This window comes from Micromonospora sp. WMMB482 (genome assembly GCF_019038635.1).
Lineage (GTDB): Bacteria > Actinomycetota > Actinomycetes > Mycobacteriales > Micromonosporaceae > Micromonospora > Micromonospora marina.
Window position 1 is genome coordinate 361,489 of sequence record NZ_JAHOPD010000020.1, and the last position, 21,754, is coordinate 383,242.

Annotated in this window: 20 protein-coding genes and 1 pseudogene; 8 read left to right on the top strand and 13 right to left on the bottom strand. The window is 74.2% G+C overall.

Going from position 1 to position 21,754, the window contains the following annotated elements:
- Positions 1 to 59 precede the first annotated feature (59 nt).
- The 3 genes from trpA to trpC are packed head-to-tail and all read right to left on the bottom strand — an operon-like array spanning position 60 to position 2,932.
- Positions 60 to 863 carry a tryptophan synthase subunit alpha gene (trpA, locus tag KSK32_RS02440; RefSeq protein WP_018785208.1) on the bottom strand — a complete coding sequence of 268 codons (804 nt, stop codon included), beginning with the start codon at positions 861 to 863 and terminating at the stop codon, positions 60 to 62.
- Between the two features lie 4 nt (positions 864 to 867).
- Complete coding sequence (trpB, locus tag KSK32_RS02445; protein ID WP_216928230.1) at positions 868 to 2,094, bottom strand: tryptophan synthase subunit beta; 1,227 nt, start codon at positions 2,092 to 2,094, stop codon at positions 868 to 870.
- A 34-nt stretch (positions 2,095 to 2,128) separates the two neighbouring features.
- A complete protein-coding gene (gene trpC / locus KSK32_RS02450; RefSeq protein ID WP_030271968.1) occupies positions 2,129 to 2,932 on the bottom strand; it encodes an indole-3-glycerol phosphate synthase TrpC in 804 nt (267 codons plus the stop codon).
- Positions 2,933 to 3,376: 444 nt separating this feature from the next.
- Here trpC and KSK32_RS02455 point away from each other — a divergent pair, with 444 nt between their 5' ends.
- On the top strand, positions 3,377 to 3,652 hold the full coding sequence (locus tag KSK32_RS02455) for a hypothetical protein (protein ID WP_026267833.1): 276 nt from the start codon (positions 3,377 to 3,379) through the stop codon (positions 3,650 to 3,652).
- Here KSK32_RS02455 and KSK32_RS02460 read toward each other — a convergent pair.
- The 5 genes and pseudogenes from KSK32_RS02460 to KSK32_RS02475 form a co-directional block, all read right to left on the bottom strand.
- Positions 3,645 to 4,193, bottom strand: coding sequence for a Trp biosynthesis-associated membrane protein (locus KSK32_RS02460; RefSeq protein WP_216928231.1), 549 nt, complete (start codon positions 4,191 to 4,193; stop codon positions 3,645 to 3,647). The two genes, KSK32_RS02455 and KSK32_RS02460, sit on opposite strands and share 8 nt — an antisense overlap.
- Complete coding sequence (locus tag KSK32_RS02465; protein WP_216928232.1) at positions 4,190 to 5,743, bottom strand: anthranilate synthase component I; 1,554 nt, start codon at positions 5,741 to 5,743, stop codon at positions 4,190 to 4,192. Before KSK32_RS02465 ends, KSK32_RS02460 begins: the two co-directional genes overlap by 4 nt.
- The gene (hisI, locus tag KSK32_RS33160; RefSeq protein WP_030271963.1) at positions 5,740 to 6,153 is read right to left on the bottom strand and encodes a phosphoribosyl-AMP cyclohydrolase; all 414 of its coding nucleotides are present in this window, start codon (positions 6,151 to 6,153) and stop codon (positions 5,740 to 5,742) included. The genes KSK32_RS02465 and hisI overlap by 4 nt, the downstream gene beginning before the upstream one ends.
- 180 nt (positions 6,154 to 6,333) lie before the next feature.
- Positions 6,334 to 6,984: pseudogene (locus KSK32_RS33165) on the bottom strand (phosphoribosyl-AMP cyclohydrolase); the annotation flags it as partial.
- A 162-nt stretch (positions 6,985 to 7,146) separates the two neighbouring features.
- Entirely contained in the window at positions 7,147 to 7,536 is a 390-nt protein-coding gene (locus KSK32_RS02475; protein WP_216928234.1) for a MerR family transcriptional regulator, read from the bottom strand.
- Positions 7,537 to 7,644: 108 nt separating this feature from the next.
- Here KSK32_RS02475 and KSK32_RS02480 point away from each other — a divergent pair, with 108 nt between their 5' ends.
- The 3 genes from KSK32_RS02480 to KSK32_RS02490 are packed head-to-tail and all read left to right on the top strand — an operon-like array spanning position 7,645 to position 9,712.
- Positions 7,645 to 8,367 (top strand): ABC transporter ATP-binding protein, encoded by a 723-nt coding sequence (locus KSK32_RS02480; RefSeq protein WP_216928235.1) that lies wholly within the window; start codon positions 7,645 to 7,647, stop codon positions 8,365 to 8,367.
- Positions 8,364 to 9,119: an ABC transporter permease gene (locus tag KSK32_RS02485; RefSeq protein ID WP_216928236.1), complete on the top strand. Its 756-nt coding sequence runs from the start codon at positions 8,364 to 8,366 to the stop codon at positions 9,117 to 9,119. The genes KSK32_RS02480 and KSK32_RS02485 overlap by 4 nt, the downstream gene beginning before the upstream one ends.
- Complete coding sequence (locus tag KSK32_RS02490) at positions 9,116 to 9,712, top strand: TetR family transcriptional regulator (protein ID WP_216928237.1); 597 nt, start codon at positions 9,116 to 9,118, stop codon at positions 9,710 to 9,712. The genes KSK32_RS02485 and KSK32_RS02490 overlap by 4 nt, the downstream gene beginning before the upstream one ends.
- Positions 9,713 to 9,749: 37 nt before the next feature.
- On the opposite strand, the gene KSK32_RS02495 is transcribed toward KSK32_RS02490, so the two are convergent.
- Positions 9,750 to 10,481 carry a DUF2470 domain-containing protein gene (locus KSK32_RS02495; RefSeq protein WP_216928238.1) on the bottom strand — a complete coding sequence of 244 codons (732 nt, stop codon included), beginning with the start codon at positions 10,479 to 10,481 and terminating at the stop codon, positions 9,750 to 9,752.
- Positions 10,482 to 10,548: 67 nt separating this feature from the next.
- Between KSK32_RS02495 and rpsD the strand changes: the two genes are divergently transcribed.
- On the top strand, positions 10,549 to 11,157 hold the full coding sequence (rpsD, locus tag KSK32_RS02500; RefSeq protein ID WP_216928239.1) for a 30S ribosomal protein S4: 609 nt from the start codon (positions 10,549 to 10,551) through the stop codon (positions 11,155 to 11,157).
- Between the two features lie 42 nt (positions 11,158 to 11,199).
- Here rpsD and KSK32_RS02505 read toward each other — a convergent pair whose 3' ends face one another.
- Both KSK32_RS02505 and KSK32_RS02510 read right to left on the bottom strand, forming a co-directional pair.
- The gene (locus KSK32_RS02505; RefSeq protein WP_216928240.1) at positions 11,200 to 12,981 is read right to left on the bottom strand and encodes an ABC transporter ATP-binding protein; all 1,782 of its coding nucleotides are present in this window, start codon (positions 12,979 to 12,981) and stop codon (positions 11,200 to 11,202) included.
- Between the two features lie 55 nt (positions 12,982 to 13,036).
- Complete coding sequence (locus tag KSK32_RS02510; RefSeq protein WP_216928241.1) at positions 13,037 to 14,911, bottom strand: ABC transporter ATP-binding protein; 1,875 nt, start codon at positions 14,909 to 14,911, stop codon at positions 13,037 to 13,039.
- Positions 14,912 to 15,105: 194 nt separating this feature from the next.
- Here KSK32_RS02510 and KSK32_RS02515 point away from each other — a divergent pair, with 194 nt between their 5' ends.
- The 3 genes from KSK32_RS02515 to KSK32_RS02525 all read left to right on the top strand — a co-directional run bounded on the left by KSK32_RS02515 (position 15,106) and on the right by KSK32_RS02525 (position 18,797).
- Positions 15,106 to 15,735, top strand: coding sequence for a TIGR03085 family metal-binding protein (locus tag KSK32_RS02515; RefSeq protein WP_216928242.1), 630 nt, complete (start codon positions 15,106 to 15,108; stop codon positions 15,733 to 15,735).
- Positions 15,736 to 15,865: 130 nt separating this feature from the next.
- Positions 15,866 to 16,831 carry a terpene synthase gene (locus tag KSK32_RS02520; protein WP_216928243.1) on the top strand — a complete coding sequence of 322 codons (966 nt, stop codon included), beginning with the start codon at positions 15,866 to 15,868 and terminating at the stop codon, positions 16,829 to 16,831.
- A gap of 139 nt (positions 16,832 to 16,970) precedes the next feature.
- A complete protein-coding gene (locus KSK32_RS02525) occupies positions 16,971 to 18,797 on the top strand; it encodes a long-chain fatty acid--CoA ligase (protein ID WP_216928244.1) in 1,827 nt (608 codons plus the stop codon).
- Between the two features lie 71 nt (positions 18,798 to 18,868).
- Here KSK32_RS02525 and KSK32_RS02530 read toward each other — a convergent pair whose 3' ends face one another.
- Together KSK32_RS02530 and KSK32_RS02535 are read right to left on the bottom strand one after the other, a co-directional pair.
- Positions 18,869 to 20,140 carry a low temperature requirement protein A gene (locus KSK32_RS02530; RefSeq protein ID WP_216928245.1) on the bottom strand — a complete coding sequence of 424 codons (1,272 nt, stop codon included), beginning with the start codon at positions 20,138 to 20,140 and terminating at the stop codon, positions 18,869 to 18,871.
- 106 nt (positions 20,141 to 20,246) lie between these two features.
- Positions 20,247 to 21,698 carry a PLP-dependent aminotransferase family protein gene (locus KSK32_RS02535; protein ID WP_216928246.1) on the bottom strand — a complete coding sequence of 484 codons (1,452 nt, stop codon included), beginning with the start codon at positions 21,696 to 21,698 and terminating at the stop codon, positions 20,247 to 20,249.
- Positions 21,699 to 21,754 lie beyond the last annotated feature (56 nt).

Below are 21,754 nucleotides of genomic sequence, written 5' to 3' on the forward strand. Positions count from 1 at the left end.
GTCTATGACCACGTCAGCTCGGCGCAATGGAGTCGATCAAGGGCATGGCGAGCCGGCGGTCAGCGGGCCGGGTTGCGGACTCCGTCGGCCAGTTCGGCGCTGAGCTTGCGCAGCGCGGTCAGGCCGGCGGCCTGGTCCGGGGCGTCCAGCACGCAACGCACCAGCGCGCTGCCCACGATCACCGCGTCGGCGTACCCGGCGACGGTGGCGGCCTGCGCGCCGGTGCCCACGCCCAGCCCCACGCCGACCGGGATGTCGGTGACCTCGCGCAGCCGGGAGACCAGGACCGGTGCCGCCTCGGAGGTCTGCGCGCGGGCGCCGGTGACGCCCATGATCGCGGTGGCGTAGACGAAGCCGCGGCAGTGCTCGACAGTCATCCGCAGCCGCGCGTCGGTCGAGGACGGCGAGACCAGGAACGTGCGGTCCAGGCCGTGCGCGTCGGAGGCGGCCAGCCACTCGGCGGCCTCGTCCGGGATCAGGTCCGGCGTGATCAGGCCGGTGCCACCGGCGGCGGCCATGTCGCGGGCGAACGCGTCCACGCCGTACTGCTCGATGGGGTTCCAGTAGGTCATGGTGACCACGCTCGCCCCGGTCGCGGCGACCGCCTCGACGACGCGCAGCGCGTCGGCGACGCGGACGCCGCCGGCGAGCGCGATGTCGCTCGCCTTCTGGATGACCGGGCCGTCCATCACCGGGTCGGAGTACGGGATCTCCACCTCGATGACGTCCACGCCCGCCTCGACCATGGCCTTCATGGCGGCGATGCTGCCCTCGACGGTCGGGAAGCCCGCCGGCATGCAGCCGACCAGCACCGCCCGCCCGTCCGCCCGCGCCTTGTCGAAGGCGACCCCGATGCGGCTCACGCTGTCACTCCTTGTCGAGGATGCCGAAGTACGCGCCGGCGGTGTGCACGTCCTTGTCGCCCCGGCCGGACAGGTTGACCACGATCACCGGCTCCCGGCCCAGTTCCTCGGCGAGCCGGGGGGCGATCGCGCGGGCGCCGGCGAGCGCGTGTGCGCTCTCGATCGCCGGGATCACGCCCTCGGTGCGGCAGAGCAGCTCGAACGCGGCCATCGCGTCGGCGTCGTCGACCGGCAGGTAGGTGGCCCGGCCGGTGTCGTGCAGCCAGGCGTGCTCCGGGCCGACACCCGGGTAGTCCAGGCCGGCCGAGATCGAGTGCGACTCGATGGTCTGCCCGTCGGCGTCCTGGAGGACGTATGTGCGGGTGCCGTGCAGCACGCCGGACGAGCCGCCGGTGATGCTGGCGGCGTGCCGGCCGGTGCCGACGCCCTCGCCGCCGGCCTCGAAGCCGTAGAGCCGGACCCCGGTGTCCGGCACGAACGCGTGGAAGATGCCCAGCGCGTTGGAGCCGCCGCCGACGCAGGCCGCGACCGCGTCCGGCAGCGCGCCGGTCAGGTCCAGGCACTGCCGGCGGGCCTCCTCGCCGATGCCGCGCACGAAGTCCCGGACCATCTCCGGGAACGGGTGCGGTCCGGCGGCGGTGCCGATCAGGTAGTGGGTGTCCTCGACGTTGGCGACCCAGTCCCGCATCGCCTCGTTCATCGCGTCCTTGAGCGTGCGCGAGCCGGTCGTCACCGGGACGACTGTGGCGCCGAGCATCCGCATCCGGGCCACGTTCAGCGCCTGCCGCTCGGTGTCCACCTGGCCCATGTAGACGACGCATTCCAGGTCGAACAGGGCGGCGGCGGTGGCGGTGGCGACGCCGTGCTGGCCGGCGCCGGTCTCCGCGATGACCCGCCGCTTGCCCATCCGCTTGGTGAGCAGCGCCTGGCCCAGCACGTTGCGGACCTTGTGCGCGCCGGTGTGGTTGAGGTCCTCCCGTTTGAGCAGAACCCGCGCGCCGACCCGCGCGGAGAACCGCCGGGCCTCGTAGAGCAGCGAGGGCGTGCCGGCGTAGTCGCGCAGCAGCGCGTCGAACTCGGCGAGGAAGTCCTCGTCGCCCATCGCCTTCCGGTACGCCGCGTCCAGCTCGTCGAGCGCGGCGACGAGCGCCTCGGGGACGAACCGGCCGCCGAACCGGCCGAAGTGACCGGCGGCGTCGGGAACCTGGCCGGTTGCGGGTGCGGCGCTCATCGCGGGCGTCCTCTCGGATCGGGTGCCCGGCGGCTCAGCGCACCGGGCGGGGCGTGGCCGGGTGGTTACCGGCGTTGACCAGCTCGGCGACCGCTTCGCGCGGGCTCTTCTGGGTGACCAGGCCCTCGCCCACCAGCACGGCGTCGGCGCCGGCGGAGGCGTACCGGATCAGGTCGTGCGGACCGCGCACCCCGGACTCGGCGATCTTGACGACGCTACTCGGCAGGCCCGGCGCGATCCGCTCGAACACCGAGCGGTCGACCTCCAGGGTACGCAGGTCGCGGGCGTTCACGCCGATCACCTGCGCACCGGCCTCCAGGGCGCGGTCCGCCTCCTCCTCGGTGTGCACCTCGACCAGCGCGGTCATGCCGAGCGACTCGATCCGCTCCAGCAGCCCGACCAGCACGTTCTGCTCCAGCGCGGCCACGATCAGCAGCACCAGGTCGGCGCCGTGCGCGCGGGCTTCGTGCACCTGGTAGCTGGAGACCACGAAGTCCTTGCGCAGCACCGGCACGTTCACCGCGGCCCGCACCGCGGCGAGGTCGTCGAGCGACCCGCCGAACCAGCGGCCCTCGGTCAGCACGCTGATCGCCCGCGCGCCACCAGCCGCGTAGTCCCCGGCCAGGTCGGCCGGGTCGGCGATCTCGGCCAGCCGTCCCTTCGACGGCGACGAGCGCTTCACCTCGGCGATCACTGCGACGCCGGGGCGGCGCAGGGCCGCGTACGCGTCGAGCGGCGGCGGCGCGGCGGCGGCCAGTTCCCGGATCCGCTCCAGCGGAACCTGCTCCTGGCGCCGGGCGACGTCCTCCCGCACGCCGGCCAGGATCTCGTCGAGCACCCCTGCGGACGGCGCCGCTGCGGCGTCGTCCCCCTCCGCGTGCGCATGCTCAGCAGTCACCAACGGACTCCCCTCTCCGGGCGTCATGGGCCGATGCTAGGGGGCGCCACCTGGCGACGAGTGCCGGGGGGTATGGCGCACCTCACGACATGGGCTGTGGCATGATGGCCGACTTCCGGTGAACGCCATGTCACGCAGCGCCACCGCTGGCATCGACCGTCACCCATCCCCTATCTCACCACGATCGTTCCGGGCCCGCAGGACGGGTTCCGGCGGCCGCTGTGACCAAGCTCAAGGACCTCCGGCCCTGCCCAGGTCGCCCCCGGTGCGACAGCGTTGACCTGTGCTTCACGGCGGCGAAACGTCCGCCCGGAAGCATCGCCGTCGGGCACACTCGACGCCGGCGGCTGCCGACCGTCGCCAACGATCTCGGATGGGGTGACCATGAGCGCCAACGGGCCGACCCAGACCATCGGCTTGACCACCATCTCCCGCACCGTCGCCTCGCTCGCCGTCGGCGTGGTGCACACGCTCGAACGCGCGGCGGCCGGTGACGGCCGGATGCGTACCGCCCGGGGCAACGCCTGGGAGGCGGTCTGCGCCGACCGGGCCCGCGCCGCCCAGCGCCGCGAGCTGGAGCGGCTGGTGGCGGAGCTGGCCGCCGCACGGGCCGCGGCCCGGCAGCGTCGCGACGCCCGCGAGGCGCAGCCGGTCAGCTGACCGTCGGGTCCTCGCCCCGGTCCAGCGCGTCCCACGCGTCCCGGGTGCCACGTTCGACCGCCGGCCGGCCGGGCTCGTCCGCCGGGGCGGACCGCCGCTCGTACCGGGCGCCCATCGCCGGCCAGCCGTCGCCGCGCAGCGCGGTGGACGCGCCGCCGGCCGCCAGGGCCAGGCCCCCGGCCAGCACCAGCGCCGGCCACTGGAGGCTCACCCCGGCCTCGGTCAGGCCGATCCCGCCGCCGGCCGCCACGGCCACGCCGACGCCGACCAGCAGCACACCCAGCAGCCGGCGCAGCCGGCCCCGGGTGGCGAGCACCGCGCCACCGCCGGCGAGTCCCACGTAGGTCAGCGCCAGCACCCAGGGCAGCAGCTCCGTGCCGGTGCGCTCGGACGGCAGCGACCCCCGCGCGGTCACCTCGACCGCCCAGGTCCGGGTCACCGCCCAGCAGGCCAGGCCCGCGCCGGCCAGGCAGAGCAGCACCGCGTACGCGAGTTCGCGCCGCCCGCGGGCCGCCGGCGCGGTGGTGCCGGGCGCGTTCACCGGGCCGCCCGCAGCGTCTCGGCGGCCGCGATGGCGGCGAGGACGGCGGCGGCCTTGCTCCGCGTCTCCTGGTCCTCGGCGGCGGGGTCGGAATCGGCCACGATCCCGGCCCCGGCCTGCACGTAGGCGCGGCCGTCGCGGATCAGCGCGGTCCGGATCGCGATGGCCATGTCCAGGTCGCCACCGAAGGCGAAGTAGCCGACGGTGCCGCCGTAGACGCCGCGCCGCACCGGCTCCAGCTCCTCGATGATCTCCATGGCGCGCACCTTTGGCGCACCGCTGAGCGTCCCGGCCGGGAACGTCGCGGCCAGCGCGTCGAACGCGGTGCGGTCGTCGCGCAGCTCCCCGACGACTGTGGAGACGATGTGCATGACGTGGCTGTAGCGCTCGATGGTGGCGAACTCGGGCACCTCGACGGTGCCCGGCCGGCACACCCGGCCCAGGTCGTTGCGGCCCAGGTCGACGAGCATCACGTGCTCGGCGCGTTCCTTCGGGTCGGCGAGCAGCTCGGCGGCGAGCTTGGCGTCGCCGTCCGGCGAGCCGCCACGCGGACGGGTGCCGGCGATCGGGTGCAGCAGCGCCCGCCGCCGCCCGTCCGGCCCGGCGCTGACCTTGAGGTGCGCCTCCGGTGACGAGCCGACGATGTCGAAGCCGTCGAAGCGCAGCAGGTACATGTACGGGCTGGGGTTGGTGGTGCGCAGCACCCGGTAGACGTCGAGCGGGTCGGCGTCGGTGGGGCGCTCGAAGCGCTGGCTGAGCACGATCTGGAAGCACTCGCCGGCCCGGATCGCCTCCTTGGCCGCCTCCACCGCCTCCGGGTAGCCGCCGTCGGGGGTGCGGCTGACCACCTCGCCGACGCCGGGGCGCCCGACGGTCGAGACCATGGGCGGAATCGGCCGGGACAACGCGGTGGTCATCGCGTCGAGGCGGCCGACGGCGTGGTGGTACGCGGCCTCGACCCGCTCGGCCCGGCCGCTGTCGTCAAGCGGCGGCAGCACCGCGTTGGCGATCAGGATCGCGGAACCCTCGTAGTGGTCGAGGACCACCAGGTCGGTCGCGAGCATCATGCCCAGCTCGGGCACGTCCAGCTCGTCCTCGGTCAGCTCGGGCAGGCGCTCGAAGCGGCGGACCAGGTCGTAGGCGAGGTAGCCGACCAGGCCGCCGGTCAGCGGCGGCATGTCACCGGCCGGATCCCAGCCCGGACCGGCGAGCGCGGCGACTGTCTCGCGGAGCACGGTGACCGGGTCGCCGCCGGTGGGCACGCCCGCCGGTGGTGTGCCGGTCCAGCTCGCCGCGCCGTCGTGCTCGGTGAGCGTGGCGCTGCTGCGGACGCCGATGAACGAGTAGCGCGACCAGGCCGTGCCGGCCGAGCCGACGCCCTGCTCGGCGGACTCCAGCAGGAACGTGCCGGGACCGCCGGCCAGCTTGCGGTAGACCCCGACCGGCGTCTCCGCGTCGGCGAGCAGCCGCCGGGTCACCGGTACGACCCGCCAGCGGGCGGCCAGGTCGGCGAAGGTGGACCGGTCCGGGCTGACCGTGCCGTCGGTCACGGGGTCGCCTCCGGGGAGCTGACCGGCAGTTCGGTGAAGAAGCAGGTGCGCTGCCCGGTGTGGCAGGCCGCGCCGACCTGCTCGACGCTGACCAGCAACGCGTCGCCGTCGCAGTCGAGGGCCACCGAGCGCACGTACTGGTGGTTGCCCGAGGTGGCGCCCTTGACCCAGTACTCGCCGCGGCTGCGCGACCAGTAGGTGGCCCGCCCGGTGGTGAGCGTGCGGTGCAGCGCCTCGTCGTCCATCCAGGCGACCATCAGCACCTCGCCCGAGTCGTGGGCGCGGACCACGGCGGCGACGAGACCGTCCGGGGTCCGGCGGAGCTTGGCCGCGACGGCCGGGTCGAGCCGGGACGGACGGGCCGGTCCGGGTGCGGGGGCGCCGGTCAGCGGCGCGTCAGGGGCGGGCACGGTTGACCATTCTCCCGCACGCGGCCCGGGCACCGCCGACGTGTCCCGGGAGGCGGGCGTCACCGTCCTCAGCACCCGGCCCAACTCGCCGAGGTAGCGGGCCACCCGGCCGTCGACCAGCGCCTCGGCCAGGTCCGCGCCGTGGGTGGCGGCGATCTCGTCCGCGTACGGGCGGATCAGCGGGAGGATGCCGGTGACCAGCCGTCCGGCGGCGGCGCCGACCTCGGCCGGGTCACCGGCGCGCAGCCCGAGGCAGAGCAGCATGTCGTGGCGGTAGCCGGGCGGAGCGACCGGCAGGTCCAGCGCGGCGGTCAGTGCGGCCCGGCGGGACACCACGCGTACCGACGGATTGGCCGGCCGCAGCACCGAGGGGCAGAGCCGGGCCAGGTCGGCCGCGGCGAGCCGGACCCCGACCGGGTCGTCGGCCACGCGGGCCGCGGCGACCTTGCCCAGCGTCGCGACCAGCTCCTCCAGGCGCGGCTCGCCGGCGGGCTGGCAGAGCACCGGCAGGTCGATCCGGCGACGCCATTCCGGTACGGCCCACAGCAGCCGGGCGGGCGCGGTGACCGGGAGCCCGAACGCCCAGTCGGCGGGCTGGCCGAGGCGGCGTACCCAGGAGCGGACGTCGCGGGCGGCCACCGACACGTGCACGAGACGGCCGGCGAACTCGGTCAGGTACGCCCGCCGGGCCGCGTACGGCGTACCGCGGCGGGACGTGGCCTGCCGGATCCCCGCGCCGACCGCCCGTCCGTCGTCGGCGACCACGAGCACGTCCACGTCCACGTCGCTGTGCTCGGTGGCGGCCCGCCGGGCGTGGCTGCCGCGCAGCATGATCCCGACGACCGGCCGGTCGGCGGCCTGCCGCAGGCGGGCGGCCCAGTCGTCGAGGAATGCGGTGTCGGGCAACTGCGCTGGACCCACGGCGTCATGGTGCCCAAATCCGATCTTCACCGCAATGACCGTTGCCGGACCCACTGTCCGCCGCTGGGGCGTTCAGGCTGATTCCTCCTCGGCCCGCCGGTACGCGTCGATCTTGTGTTCGAGGACCTTCAGGTCCTCCTCCAGTTCGGCCATCCGGGCCAGTACGCGGGCCCGGTGCGCCTCGAACAGCGCCCGTCGCGCGCCGAGTGTGCTGTCGCCGTGCCGGGCCAGTTCGGCGTAGCGGCGCATGTCGCGCACCGGCATCCCGGTGCGGCGCAGCCGGGTGAGCAGGAACAGCCAGTTGACGTCGGACTCGGTGTAGCGCCGGCGGCCGGACGAGTCCCGCCCGACGCGGCCCACCAGCCCCTCCTGCTCGTACCAGCGCAGCGTGTAGGTGGTCAGGCCGACCCGTTCCGCCGCCTCACCCACGGTGAGGCTCGTCTCCCGCGTGCTGATGTCCACGCTCCCAGGCTTCCAGTTCGAGCGCACTCGAAGTCAAGTCCCCGTTGCCACTCGCGCACAATTCACCTACCGTTGAGTTCAACGAGTGATGAATTGACGGAGGCGAGCATGGACGACGCGGTGTCGGTCCGCGAGCTGGTGGTCGACCGGGGCGGGCGGCGGGTGTTGCACGGCATCAGCTGCGGGGTGCCCCGGGGCACTGTCACCGGGCTGCTCGGGCCCAGCGGCAGCGGCAAGACCACGCTGATGCGCGCGGTGGTCGGCGTGCAGACGGTCGGTTCCGGCACCGTCGACGTGCTCGGCCTTTCCGCCGGTTCGGCCGACCTGCGCCGCCGGGTGGGTTACCTCACCCAGGCGCCGAGCGTCTACGCCGACCTGACGGTGCGGGAGAACGCCCGCTACTTCGCGGTGCTCCAGGGCCGGGGCCGCGCCGAGGCCGACCGCGCGGTGGCCGACGTCGGCCTGGCGACCGCCGCCGACCAGCTCGTCGGCACGCTCTCCGGTGGCCAGCGCAGCCGCGCCTCGCTCGCCTGCGCACTCGTCGGCGAACCGGAGCTGGTGGTGCTCGACGAACCGACTGTCGGCCAGGACCCGGTGCTGCGGGCCGACCTGTGGGCCCGGTTCCACGACATGGCCGCGAACGGCACCACGCTGCTGGTCTCCAGCCACGTGATGGACGAGGCCGCCCGCTGTGATCGCCTGCTGCTCATCCGCGAGGGCCGGCTGGTCGCCGACGACACCCCGGCCGCGGTCCGCGCCGCCACCGGGACCGACGACCTGGAGGAGGCGTTCCTGCGCCTGATCCGCGACGCCGAGGGAGAGGCGCGATGAACGGACGGATCCTGGCCGCCACCACCGGGCGCATCCTGCGTCAGCTCCGGCACGACCGGCGGACCGTGGCGCTGCTCGTGCTGGTGCCGTCGGTGCTGCTCACACTCGTCTACTTCATGTACGTCGACCAGCCCGCCCCGCCCGGCGCGCCCAGCACGTTCGACCGGGTGGCCCTGATCATGCTGGGCTTCTTCCCGTTCATCATCATGTTCCTGGTGACCAGCATCGCCATGCTCCGCGAGCGCACCACCGGCACGCTGGAGCGCCTGCTCACCACGCCGCTGGGCAAGCTCGACCTGCTGTTCGGGTACGGCATCGCGTTCGGCCTGGCCGGGGTGCTCCAGTCCACAGTGGCCTCGATCGTCGCGTACCGGGTGTTCGGCCTGGAGACCGCGGGCAGCGCGTGGCTGGTCGTGCTGATCGCCGGGGTGAACGCGGTGCTCGCGGTGGCGCTCGGGCTGTTCTGCTCGGCGTTCGCCCGCACCGAGTTCCAGGCGGTCCAGTTCATGCCGGTGGTGGTGGCCCCGCAACTGCTGCTGTGCGGCCTGTTCGTGCCGCGCGACCAGATGGCCGGCTGGCTCCAGGCGGTCAGCGACGCGCTGCCGCTGTCGTACGTGGTCGAGGCGTTGCAGGAGGTCGGCGCGCACGCCGAGCCGACCGCGACGATGTGGCGGGACCTGGCGATCGTGGCCGGGGCGGCGGTGGCGGCGCTGGTGCTGGCCGCGGCGACGCTGCGCCGGCGCAGCGGGTGAACGCGCGGCGCACCGGGCGGCGGCCCGGCAGCCCGGACACCCGCGAGGCCATCCTCGCTGCGGCGCGGGAGGCGTTCGCCGAGCGTGGCTACGACGCCGCGTCGATCCGGGCGATCGCCGCCGCGGCCGGTGTGGACCCGGCGCTCGTGCACCACTACTTCGGCGGCAAGGAGGAGCTGTTCCGGGCCGCGACGGCGTTCCCGGCCGACCCGGAACGGCTGCTGCCGGCTGTGCTCGCCGGCGGCCCGGACGCGGCCGGCGAGCGGATGGTCCGGGTGTTCCTGGAGGTCTGGGACTCCCCCACCGGCACGGCCGCGGTGGCACTGCTGCGCTCGGCGGTGAGCAACGAGTGGACCGCCCGGCTGCTGCGCGAGTTCCTGGTCACGCAGGTGCTGCGCCGGGTGCTCGACCAGCTCGACATCGACCCGGGGCAGCGCGCGCTGCGCGGCGGCCTGGTCGCCACGCAGCTCGCCGGGCTGGCCATGATGCGGTACGTGCTCCGCCTCGACGCGGTCGCCACCGCCGAGCCGGCGACGCTGGTGGCCGCCATCGGCCCGACGGTCCAGCGTTACCTCACCGGCGACATCACCTGAGCCGTCCCCGGGCCTCCGACGGCCGCGACGGCGCTGCTCAGGCCGCCGCCCGCGGGCAGAGCATCGGGTGCAGCAGGCGGGACAGCTCCGCCACGTCGGCGACGGGCCGGGGGAAGGCGAGCCGGGCCCGCCGGGTCGCGCCGGGCCGCCCGTGCGCGACCAGCAGTCCGTACCGGTCGATCCGGACCACCCGCGGGATCTGGTCGCCGGGCAGGTCCAGTCGCCGCCGCAGGTAGTCGCCGACCTGCTCGGCGTGGTGGTCGGCCAGGTCCGCCAGCAGGTCGGCCTCGACCGGGTGCAGCGGGTCCGGCTCGGCCTCCGCGTACGCCTCGGGGTCGATCCGGCGCGTGCGCCCGGCGCGCTCCCAGCGGACCTCGGCCACCTCGAAGCGGTGCAGGTGGAACCGCCTGCCCACGTCGAGCAGGTCGCCGGCCGGGTCGGTGGCGGCGAAGTCGACTGCGGCGTCGCGCGCCTCGTCCCCGTCCAGCCGCTCGGCCCAACCGGACACCCAGGCCCGGCCGAGCGAGGGCGCCCCGGCCGCCGGCGGCAGGTCGAGCACGTCGAGCACTGTCGCCACGTCGGTGTCGTCAGCCGGCGGCACGAGCGCCGCGGCGAGGTCACTGACCACCGGCACGAGCAGCAGCACCCGCCCGTCCGGGTCGACGGCGTGCCGGACCTGGTGCGGGCCGGGATGCCGGGCCAGGTGGACGAGGGCGGGCAACCGGCCCGCGACCAGGGTTCGCACGATCTCCGCCGGGCTGGGCCGCATGATCCCGACCTCCTCAATATAGGTTAGGCTTACCTAAGTAGCAGGCTAGACGATCGGAGACGTCGACGTGAACCACCCCCGGCCAAAGGCCCGGCTCTCCCGCGCCCTCGGTATCCCGCTCACCCGCAAGTGCGTGCGGTACTTCGAGCGGCGCCCCTATCCCCCGGGCGTGCACGGCCGGTCCCGCCGCACCACCTCCGACTACCAGGTGCGGCTGCTGGAGAAGCAGCGGCTGCGCCACCAGTACAACGTCAGCGAGGCCCAGCTCCGGCGGCTGTTCGACGAGGCCGCCCGCGGTGCCGGCAAGACCGGCGAGACGCTCGTCGCGCTGCTGGAGCGGCGCCTCGACGCGGTGGTGCTGCGGGCCGGGCTGGCGCGCAGCGTCTACCAGGCCCGCCAGCTCGTCGCGCACGGCCACATCACAGTCGACGGGCGCAAGGTCGACCGGCCGTCGTACCGGCTGCGTCCCGGCCAGGTGGTCGGCGTCCGCGAGCGCAGCCGCGCGCTGCCACCGTTCCAGCTCGCCGCCGCCGGCGCGCACGCCGACGCGCAGCCCCGGCCGTACCTGTCGGCGCAGCCGGGCGAGCTGCGCGCCACGCTGGTACGCGAACCGGCCCGGGACGAGGTGCCGGTGGTGTGCGACGAGCAACTGGTGGTGGAGTTCTACTCCCGCTGACCCTTCACCGGGTCTGCTCCAGCCCTGGCGGACCCGCCAAGATCAGCGGGTCTGTTCCAGCCAGGACGCGTACAGCAGCGCGTAGACCGAGTCGGCGTCGCGGACCAGTTCCTCGTGCGGGCCACGCTGCACGATCCGGCCCCGGTCCACCACGATCACCTCGTCCGCCGCCTGCGCGGTGGACAGCCGGTGCGCGATGGCGAGGGTGGTCCGGCCCCGGGTCACCGCGTCCAGGGTCCGTTGCAGGCGGACCTCGGTGGCCGGGTCGACGGCGCTCGTCGCCTCGTCGAGCACCAGCAGGTCCGGGTCGGCGACGTACGCACGGGCCAGCGCCACGAGCTGCCGCTCGCCGACGCTGAGCGCCTCCCCGCGTTCCCCCACCGGCGTGTCCAGCCCGGACGGCAGCCCGTCCAGCCAGTCGGCCAGGCCCAGCTCGCCGAAGGCGGCGGTGAGCTGCCCGTCGGTCAGGTCGGGGCGGGCGAAGCGGACGTTCTCCCCCACCGTGGCGTCGAACAGGAAGCCGTCCTGCGGCACCATCACCACCCGGGCGCGCAGCGAGTCGAACCGCACCTGCCGCAGGTCGACGCCGGAGAGCAGCACCGCACCCTCGCTCGGGTCCATCAGCCGGGTGAGCAGCTTGGCGAACGTCGTCTTGCCGCTGCCGGTCTCGCCCACCACCGCCACCCGGCTCTTCGCCGGGATGTCCAGCGTGACGTCGTGCAGCACCGGCGGGCCGCCCGGATAGGCGAACGTCACACCGGCGAACCGGACGTCGAGCGGGCCGGCGGGCAGGTCCCGCCCCTGCTCGCCCGGATCGGCCACGTCCGGCTCGATGTCCAGCACGTCCAGCACCCGGCGCCAGCCGGCGATCGCGTTCTGCGCCTCGTTGAGCACCTCGGTGGCGATCTGCACCGGCTGGATGAAGAGCGTGACCAGGAACAGGAACGCGGTGAGCTGGCCGATCGACAGCGTGCGGTCGACGCCCAGGCTCACCCCGACCACCACCACGCCGGCCAGCGCCAGCCCGGCCGCCAGCTCCCCCACCGAGCTGCCCATGATGCTGATCCGGATCGCCCGCTGCTGGGCCACCCGCTGGCTGTCGATCGCCGTGTCCAGCCGCCGCGCGGTCCGCCCGGCGATCCCGTACGCCCGGATCACCGGCGCGCCCACCACGCTCTCGCCGATCGCGCCGAGCAGCGTGCCGGTGCGCTGCCGCACCAGCCCGTACGCCCCGGCCAGGCGGCGCTGCAACTGCCGGATCACCAGCACCGCCGGCGCGAACGCAACGAGCACCACGAGCGTCAACTGCCAGGAGTACGCGAGCATCACCGCCGTGGTGACCACCAGTTGGCCCAGGTTGACGATCAGGATCACGCCGCCCCACTGGAGGAACTGGGTGATCTGGTCGACGTCGCTCGTCACCCGGGAGACCAGCGACCCGCGCCGCTCGGACTGCTGGTGCAGCATGGACAGGTCGTGCACGTGCCGGAACGCCCGGGTACGCACCCCGGCCAGCGCGGTCTCGCTCACCGTGAACAGCCGGCGCATCATCAGGTACCCGCAGGCGGTGGTGATCACCAGCACGCCTGCGGTGATCGCCACCGTCAGCGAGATGACGTTCAGGTCGAGCCCGCCGACGATGCCGTGGTCGATGCCGCGCTGCACCGCCACCGGCACCGCCACCCGGCCGACCATGTAGACCAGCGCCAGCGCCAGCGTGCCGGCGAAGCCGGTGCGCAGCTCCGGGGAGAGCGCCAGCCCGCGCCGCAACGTCCGCCAGGTCGACTCGGTGGCCTCGGCGGTCTCACCCGTGGTCGTACTCACCGGTCCCGCCTTCCGTTCGCGACTGCGGGGCTCCGCTGCGCTGCACTCCTCGCGCTCACCGGTCCACCTCGATCTCCAAGCCCGACGGCAACGGCGTGACCTCGTCGTACGTCTGCTTCTGCTCGCGTTCCTGCTCGGCCTGCTCGTACGCGGTGACCAGGTCGGCGTAGCCGGGCACGGTGGCCAGCAGCTCGGTGTGGGTGCCGCGGGCGACCACCCGGCCTTGCTCCACGTAGATCACCTCGTCGGCGAGCGCGATGGTGGCCCGGCGGTACGCGACCACCAGGATCGACGCCGGCGCGCCGCCGTCGGCGGGGGCGCGCAGCCCGGCCAGGATGGCCGCCTCGACGCGCGGGTCGACGGCGCTCGTGGCGTCGTCGAGCACCAGCAGCCGGGGGCGGCCGGCGAGCGCCCGGGCCAGCGTCAGCCGCTGGCGTTGCCCACCGGACAGCGAGGTGCCCCGCTCGCCGACCATGGTGTCCAGCCCGTCCGGCAGCGCGGCCACGAAGCCGTCCGCCTCGGCCAGGCGCAGCGCCGCCCACACCTCGTCGTCGCCGATGCCGGCGCGGTCCAGCGCGATGTTGGCCCGGACCGTGTCGTCGAAGACGAACGGCACCTGCGCCACCAGCGCCACCGTGCCGGCGAGCGAGGCGGCGGTCAGCTCCCGCACGTCCACGCCGTCCAGCGTGACCCGCCCGGCACCCGGGTCGACCAGGCGCACGGCCAGCGACGCGATCGTGGACTTGCCCGCGCCGGTGGGCCCCACCAGGGCGACCGTCTTCCCGGCCGGCACGGTGAACGTCACAGCGCCGAGCACCTGGGCGCCGGGCAGGTGCGCCTCGGCCGGCTCGTACGCGAAGTGCACGTCGTCGAAGGCGAGCGTGGCCGGCGTGCGGGTGGCCGGGTCGAGCGTCCTCGTGCCGTACGGCATCTCGCCGGTGGCGTCGAGCACGCGGCGGACCCGGTCCCAGCCGGCGACGCTGCGCGGCAGCTCGGCCAGCACCCAGCCGATGGCGCGCACCGGGAAGGCCAGCACGGTGAACAGGAACGCGACGCTGACCAGCTCGGTCACGGTGATCGCGCCCTGCCGCAGCCGGATCGCGCCGACCACCAGCACGGCGAGCGTGCCGAGGCTGGGCAGCGTCTCCAGCATCGGGTCGAACACGCCGCGCAGCCGGCCGACCGAGATCAGCGCGTCCCGCAGGTCGCCGGCGCGGGCGGCGAAGCGGGCGGTCTCCTGCACCTCGCGGCCCATCGTCTTGACCACCAGCGCGCCGTCGAAGCTCTCGTGCGCGATGCCGCTGACCTCGGCCCGCAGCCGCTGCGCCCGGGCCTGCCGGGGCGCCATCCGGCGGGAGTAGACCACGTTGAGCGCGAACAGCGCCGGGAAGACGGCGAGGCCGACCAGGGCCAGCGCCCAGTCGGTGAAGAACAGCGAGGCCACCGCGCCGACGAGCATCACCAGCGTGCCGACCGCGAACGGCAGCGGGGCGATCGGGTACCAGGCCGCCTCGACGTCGGAGTTGGCGTTGGAGAGCAACGTGCCGGTGGAGTTGCGGTGGTGCCAGGCCAGCGGCAGTTCCAGGTAGCGGCGGGTGACCCGGCGGCGGTAGGCGGCCTGGAGCCGGTACTGCATGTAACCGGCGCCGAGCCGCCGGCCGAAGATGCCGACGACCCGCAGCACGCTGATGCCGAACAGCGCCGTCGCCGCCAGCGCCAGCGCCCCGCCGGCCACCTCGCCGCGCTCCACGGCCGGCACGACCACCTCCCCGACCACCGCGCCGACCACGTACGCGCTGGCGATCACCAGGAGGCCGAACAGCACGCTGCCGCTGACCGCGACCGCGAAGATCCGTGGCTGTTCCCGGATGGCCCGGCCGAGCACCCATAGCCCCCTGCCGAGCACGTCCCGACTTGTCCCGCTCGCCACGCTCTCCCCCGCCGTAAGCCACAGTTTTCTCCCCCATCCTTACCGCTCGCCGCCGCTCCCGCCGACCCGGCCGGGATATGTCCGCCGTCACGTTCCCGCCGCGCGTGGGCCCGAGGGCGGCCGGAAGCGGCCCGGCGGCGCGATCCCGCCGGGCGTGGCGCGCCGATCCGCCCGATCGGGCCTACGATCGGGCCATGCCGCGGTACGCCCGAACGGAGCGCGAGGCGCTCGCCGACCTGATGCTGGAACTGGGACCGGACGCGCCGACCGTGAACGAGGGGTGGACCACCCGCGACCTGGCGGCGCACCTGCTGGTGCGGGAGCGCCGGCCGGACGCGGCGGGTGGCATCCTGCTGCCGCCGCTGCGCGGATACGGCGAGTCGGTCCGCGAGCGGATCGCCGCCGGGCCGTACGCCGACCTGATCGCCCGGGTCCGCCGTCCCCCGGTGTGGAGCCCGGTGAGCAACCCGCTCACCGACGAGATCGCGAACGGGATGGAGTTCTTCATCCACCACGAGGACGTCCGCCGGGCCCGGCCGGGCTGGCAGCCGCGTGACCTGCCGGCCGGGCAGCAGGCGGTGCTCTGGAAGCGGGTCGCCCTGCTGGCCCGGATGGCGCTGCGGCGCTTCCCGGCCGAGGTGCTGGTGCAGGCGCCGGAATACGGCGAACTGCGCGCCGGCGGTGGCGGCGAACGACTGCGGCTGGTGGGCGCGCCGGGCGAGATTCTGCTGTTCCTCAGCGGACGGCAGCGGGTGGCCCGGGTCCAGGTGGACGGTCCGGCGGACGCCGCCGAACGTCTGCGTACCGCCGGACTGGGCTTGTGACCGAGAGTGTGTGACCGGCTGCGGCCGGACAGTGGAAAGTGGACACCCGCACATCGATAGCGGTTACATCCTCCCGTACGCTCCTGCGCACCGGCCCCACCTCGCGGGCGGCGGACAGGGGACGACGACGATGCGCGACTTCGCCCTCTCGGCACTGCACGAGCCGCCTTTTCCCTCCCGGCGCCACCCCGCCGTCGACCTGACGGCCGCCCAGAGCGCCGCCTGGGTACGCGACTTCGGCCTGGTGGGGGACCAGGCCGGACGCCGGCGGCTGGCCGGGGCGCACGCCGCGGAGCTTGCCGCACGCGCCTGCCCCGAGGCGTCGCCGTCGGGCCTGCGCCTGCTCACCGACCTGATCAACTGGCTGTTCGTGGTGGACGACGCCTGCGACGACGACGGGCTCGGCGCCGCGCCCACACTGCTGGCGCCCACGCTGGCCGGCCTGCTGGCGGTGCTCGACCGGCACGGCGACCCGGAGGTGCCCGTGCCGGCCGACGGCGGCCCGATCGCCGTGGCGCTGCACGACCTGATCCGCCGGGCCCGGAACCGGGGCCGGCCGGCGCATCTGCTGCGCCTGGTCAGCCAGTTGCGGGAGTACCTGCTGGCGCTGCTCTGGGAGGCCGCCAACCGGGAGCGCCGGCGGGTGCCGGGCGTGGCCGAGTACATGCAGATGCGCCGCCACACCGGCGGGGTGCGTCCCAGCTTCACGGTGACCGACCTGGCCCGCCCGTCCGCGCCCCGCGCCGACCAGCGGGTCGCGCCGGCGCTCACCGTGCTGGACGCCCTCGCCACCGACCTGGTCTGCTGGTGCAACGACCTGTTCTCCTACGGCAAGGAGCGCGGCAGCAAGGAGCGCGGCACCGTCCCGGAGGCGCACAACCTGGTCACCACGATCGCGGGCGAGACCGGGCAGGACGAGTCGGCGGCGCTGCACGCGGCGGCGGACCGGTTCAACAAGGCCCTCGCCACGTACGCGGAGCGGGACGCGGCGCTGAGCGCCGTGGCCGACGAGGGGATGCGGGCGTTCCTGGACACCCGCCGGGACTGGATCCGGGCCACCTACGACTGGTCCCGCGCAGCCGGCCGGTACGCCTGAACCGGTTCCAGCAGGCGGGACCGGTGGCGACTCGGCCGATCGGGGCTAGCCGCTGGCCGGGTGCAGGCAATACCCTTCGGTAACCGCAGACCGGCGTGACCCCCGTCACGTCCCTCCACCCCTGAAGGCGGCTACAGCGATGGCTCTCGATGTACCGTACCGTTCCGTACCGGACATGTTCCTCAAGCGCGTGGCGGACTCCCCCGACCGGCACGCCTTCGCCCACCCCGCACCCGACGACTCGGGCCCGGTCTGGCTGACGTGGGAGCAGGTCGGGCAGCGCGCCAAGGCGATCGCCGCCGGGCTGCACGGGCTCGGTGTCGGCCTGGAGAACCCGGTGGCGATCCTGGCCAATACGCGCCTGGACTGGGTGCTCGCCGACTTCGGCATCATGTGCGCCGGTGGGGCCACCACCACCGTCTACCCCACCACCGAACCCGAGGACGCGGTCTACATCATCGCCGACTCCGGCTCGAAGGTGCTGTTCGCGGAGAACCCGGCCCAGGCGGCGAAGATCGCCGGGGCGGACCTGCCCGCGCTGACCCACGTGGTGCTCTTCGACGGCACGCCCGACCCGGCGGCGACCGTTCCGCAGCTCACCCTGGCCGAGCTGGAGGAGCGCGGCGCCGCCGCGCTGAGCGCCGAGCCGGACCTGATCGACATGCTCGTCGCCGGCATCGGCCCGGACCACCTGGCCACGCTGATCTACACCTCGGGCACCACCGGCCGCCCGAAGGGCGTGGAGCTGCTGCACGGCGGCTGGTGCTGGGAGGGCGTGGCGCAGGCCGAGCTGGGCCTGCTGCGCGTCGACGACCTGCAGTACCTGTGGCTGCCGCTGTCGCACTCGTTCGGCAAGACGCTGCTCTGCGGCGCCACCCACGTCGGCCTGCCGACCTACGTCGACGGCCGGGTGGACAAGCTCGTCGACCTGCTGGGCGTGGTGCAGCCGACGCTCATGTGCGGCGCGCCCCGGGTCTTCGAGAAGGTCTACAACAAGGCGGTCACCACCGCGCAGGGCGCGGGCGGCGCCAAGGCCAAGATCTTCGCCTGGGGCGTCACGGTCGGCAAGGAGAAGGTCGCGCTGGAGCAGGCCGGCAAGCCGGTCCCGGCCGGCCTGCGGATGAAGTACGCGCTGGCCGAGAAGCTCGTGTTCAGCAAGCTCCAGGCCCGGCTCGGCGGCCGGATGCGCGTGCTGGTCTCCGGCGCGGCACCGCTGAGCAAGGAGATCGCCACCTTCTTCGCCGCCGCCAACCTGCCCATCTCCGAGGGCTACGGGCTGACCGAGACCAGCGCGGGAGCGTTCGTGAACCCGCCCGACGGCCTGAAGATCGGCAGCGTGGGCCGCGCCATGGGCGATCTGGAGTGCCGGATCGACACCGACGGCGAGATCCTGATGCGCGGCAAGCCGGTCATGCGCGGCTACCACAACCTGCCCGAGGAGACCGCCGCCGCGTTCACCGAGGACGGCTTCTTCCGCACCGGCGACATCGGCACGCTCGACGAAGACGGCTACCTGTGCATCACCGACCGGAAGAAGGATCTGGTCAAGACGTCCGGCGGCAAGTACGTCGCGCCGTCACACATCGAGGGCATGTTCAAGGCGGTGTGCCCGTACACCTCGCAGGCCGTGGTGATCGGGCAGGCGCGCAACTACTGCACCATGCTCGTGACGCTGGACCCGGACGCGATCAAGGGCTGGGCCGCCGGCACCCCGCTGGAGGGCAGCGACTACACCACGATCGTCACCTCGCCGCAGGCGCGGGAGATGGTCGAGGGTTACGTGGCCGAGCTGAACGCCAAGCTCAACCGCTGGGAGACGATCAAGAAGGTGACGATCCTTCCCCGCGACCTCACCATCGAGGACGGCGAGGTCACGCCGTCGCTGAAGATCAGGCGCCGCAGCGTGGAGACGAACTTCGCCTCCGAGATCGACAAGATGTACGAGGGCACGCTCGCCGAGCTGTGACCCGCACCGCCGAACGGTCGCGCCGGCCGTGCCCCACCGTCCCGGGGCACGGCCGGTCGCGTCGGCGCCGGTCACAGGTGCTGCTGCCGCCAGTGGCTCTGCTCGGCCTCGGCGGCGACCTGCTCCTCCAGCGCGAGCCGGCGGACCCGGCGCCGGAGGCCGTCCTCGCGGCGCGTCTCCCAGGCGACACCGGCACCCGTGATCACCGCGAGCACACCGAGCGCGATCAGCTCCGGGACACGGAAGACGAACGGGCCGACCACGGCCAGCGCCAGCACCGCGAGCAGCAGCGGCCGGTGCACCTCGCGCAGCGCGAGCCACCAGCAGCCGGCGAGGCTGAGCAGGTACAACGCCACCCCGCCGAACAGGATCGCGCCCCAGAAGCCGCCCAGTGGCAGGCCCCAGGAGGGCGACTCGGGGTCGGCGGCCTCGGCCAGCAGGTCCTTCAGGCCGAGCGCGTAGAGGATGACCCCGGCGACCATCGGCAGGTGCATGAACGTGTAGACGTCGCGGGTCATCCGGACCCGGGTGGCCTCGTCCCGGGCGTGGTGCAGCTTCTGCTCCAGCGCGAAGGCGAGCGTGTCGAAGTAGGCCCACCACAGCGCCGCGACGATCACGATGCCGAGCAGAGCCGACACCGCCACCGGGCCGGTGAGCGGCAGTCCGCGCTTGGGGCCGAGACCGAGTGCGATGATCGACTCACCGAGCGCGACGAGCACGATCAACGCGTGCCGTTCGGCCCAGTGCCCGGCCGAGACGACCACCCACCACTGACGGGCGAGCGTGACCCCGCCGACGTACTCGACGAGCAGCGCCAGCGTCCAGAGCGACAGTTGCAGCGGGATCGCGAACCGCTCGTGCGGCAGCCACGACGGCACGGTTCCGGCGATGACCAGCAGGACGGTGGCGACGGCCGGTAACGCGGCCCGCAGCAGCAGCCGGCGGCGCCGGGCCAGGTCGGCGCGGTCCACCCAGCCGAAGACCGTGAGCTGGGCCATCCGGATCACGAAGTAGCAGCCGGCGAAGATCAGCGGGCCGGGCAGCCCACCGGGAAGGTCCTCGAACGCGCTGGGCGCGCTGAGCACCAGCAGGAACGTCGCCGCCACGGTGACGACACCGACCAGCGGCAGCACACCCTGGTCGGCGCGGAAGAAGTTGCCCATCCGGGCGAAGCCGGTCCACGACCACCAGAGCAGCGCCAGCACCAGCAGGAAGCGGTACAGGTTGGCCGGGGTGAGCTCCGATGCGGTGAGCGTGGTGACGCTCAGGAACGCGAAGACGAAGACCAGGTCGTAGAAGAGCTCCAGCCGGGTGGTGCGGGAACCCGGGGCCGCGGACCGCACGGTCCACGACCGTCGGACACCGCTTCCGTTCCCCACCCGGGCAGTGTGCGGGCGCCGGTCCGGCCGGTGCCGGGGTTCGGACCCTTCACCACCGGATCGGGCCGGTTCAGGTGATGACGCTGGGCTCCCGCCACTGCGGGCGGCTGGTGCGGTCCAGGTCGTAGCGGACCGCCGCGAGGCGCCCGACCGCCTCCACCAGCTCGTCGGCGGGCAGGGTGAAGGGCAGCCGCAGGAAGCGTTCCAGCGTCCCGTCCAGGCCGAACCGGGGTCCGGGCGCCAGCCGTACGCCGACCTCCTCGGCCGCGCGGGCCAGCGCGCTGGAGATCGGGCCGTCCAGCTCGGCCCAGAGCGTGACACCGCCGCTCGGTACCCGTACCCGCCAGTCGGGCAGCCGGTCGGCGAGCGCGGCGACCAGGACGTCCCGCTGGGTGACGAGCTGGGCCCGGCGGGCGGCCACGATGGCCGGCGCCTCGGTGAGCAGGTGCACGGCGACGAGCTGGTCGAGCACCGGGCTGGCCATGTCCACCCCGACCCGGGCCGCAGCCAGCCGCTGCACCTGGGGCGCGGAGGCCCGTACCCAGCCGATCCGCAGCCCGCCCCAGTAGGGCTTGCTCATGCCGCCGATGCTGATCACCCGGGAGTGCCTGTCGAAGACGGCCACCGGTGGCGGCAGCGTGGTGTCGTCCAGCGGCAGGTCGACGAAGGACTCGTCGACCACCAGGTCGGTGCCGGCCGCGTGGGCCGCGCCGACCAGCCGCTCGCGCAGATCGGCGGCCATCAGGTGGCCGGTGGGGTTCTGGAACTCGGGGATCACGTACGCGAGCTTCGGCCGGGTCTGCCGGAGGCTGCCGAGCAGGAGTTCGGCGTCCCAGCCGTCCTCGGACAGGCCGTGCGTGGCGATCCGGGCCCGCCGGGCGGACAGCGCGGCCAGCGCGTTGGGGTAGGTGGGCGACTCGACGAGCACGCCGCCGCCGGGCGACAGGGCCAGCCGCAGCACCAGGTCCAGCGCGTGCTGGGTGCCGCTGGTGACCATGATCTGCTCCGGGCTGGTGGGCAGACCGCGTCCGGTGTAGGCGCGGGCCACCGCCTCGCGCAGCTCGATGATGCCGGTCGGGTGGTAGCCGGCGCCGCCGAGGTAGCGGGGCAGGTCTTCGGCCGCGGCCCGGGCGGCCGGGACGAGCTGCGGGGGCGCGGACAGCGCGGCCACCCCGAGGTCGATCATGTCGCGGTCGTCGAGCGGTGTCCACAGCCCGGTGCTGGCCACCCGGTGCCCGCCGGGCAGCATGGTCCAGCTGCCCGCGCCCCGGCGGCTGGCCAGGTGGCCGCTCTCCCGCAGTTCCCGGTAGGCGGCGGTGACTGTGGTCCGGCTGATCCGCAGCGCCTCGGCCAGCTCCCGCTCGGCCGGCAGGCGTACCCCGAGGGGCAGCCGCCCGTCGGCGAGCAACCCGCGGACGGCGCCGGCGAGCGCGGCGTAGTCGGGGCTGCGCCGACGGCCCGGCAAGGCATGCCACTGGCCGAGGAGTCGCGCCAATTGGACGCCGCGCACCTGGCTGGTCATGGCCACACCTCCGAAATTGGCACCCTTGAGGCCCACGATTGGCCTCTAGGGTGGCA

Excerpts from the sequence above, each read along its gene's own strand:
- KSK32_RS02455 (WP_026267833.1), top strand. The coding sequence starts at position 3,377 with ATGAGCGCCAACGGGCCGACCCAGACCATCGGCTTGACCACCATCTCC.
- KSK32_RS02495 (WP_216928238.1), bottom strand. The coding sequence starts at position 10,481 with ATGCGGCCCAGCCCGGCGGAGATCGTGCGAACCCTGGTCGCGGGCCGG.
- KSK32_RS02535 (WP_216928246.1), bottom strand. The coding sequence starts at position 21,698 with ATGACCAGCCAGGTGCGCGGCGTCCAATTGGCGCGACTCCTCGGCCAG.
- trpB (WP_216928230.1), bottom strand. The coding sequence starts at position 2,094 with ATGAGCGCCGCACCCGCAACCGGCCAGGTTCCCGACGCCGCCGGTCAC.
- KSK32_RS02515 (WP_216928242.1), top strand. The coding sequence starts at position 15,106 with ATGCCGCGGTACGCCCGAACGGAGCGCGAGGCGCTCGCCGACCTGATG.
- KSK32_RS02525 (WP_216928244.1), top strand. The coding sequence starts at position 16,971 with ATGGCTCTCGATGTACCGTACCGTTCCGTACCGGACATGTTCCTCAAG.
- KSK32_RS02485 (WP_216928236.1), top strand. The coding sequence starts at position 8,364 with ATGAACGGACGGATCCTGGCCGCCACCACCGGGCGCATCCTGCGTCAG.
- KSK32_RS02480 (WP_216928235.1), top strand. The coding sequence starts at position 7,645 with ATGGACGACGCGGTGTCGGTCCGCGAGCTGGTGGTCGACCGGGGCGGG.
- KSK32_RS02520 (WP_216928243.1), top strand. The coding sequence starts at position 15,866 with ATGCGCGACTTCGCCCTCTCGGCACTGCACGAGCCGCCTTTTCCCTCC.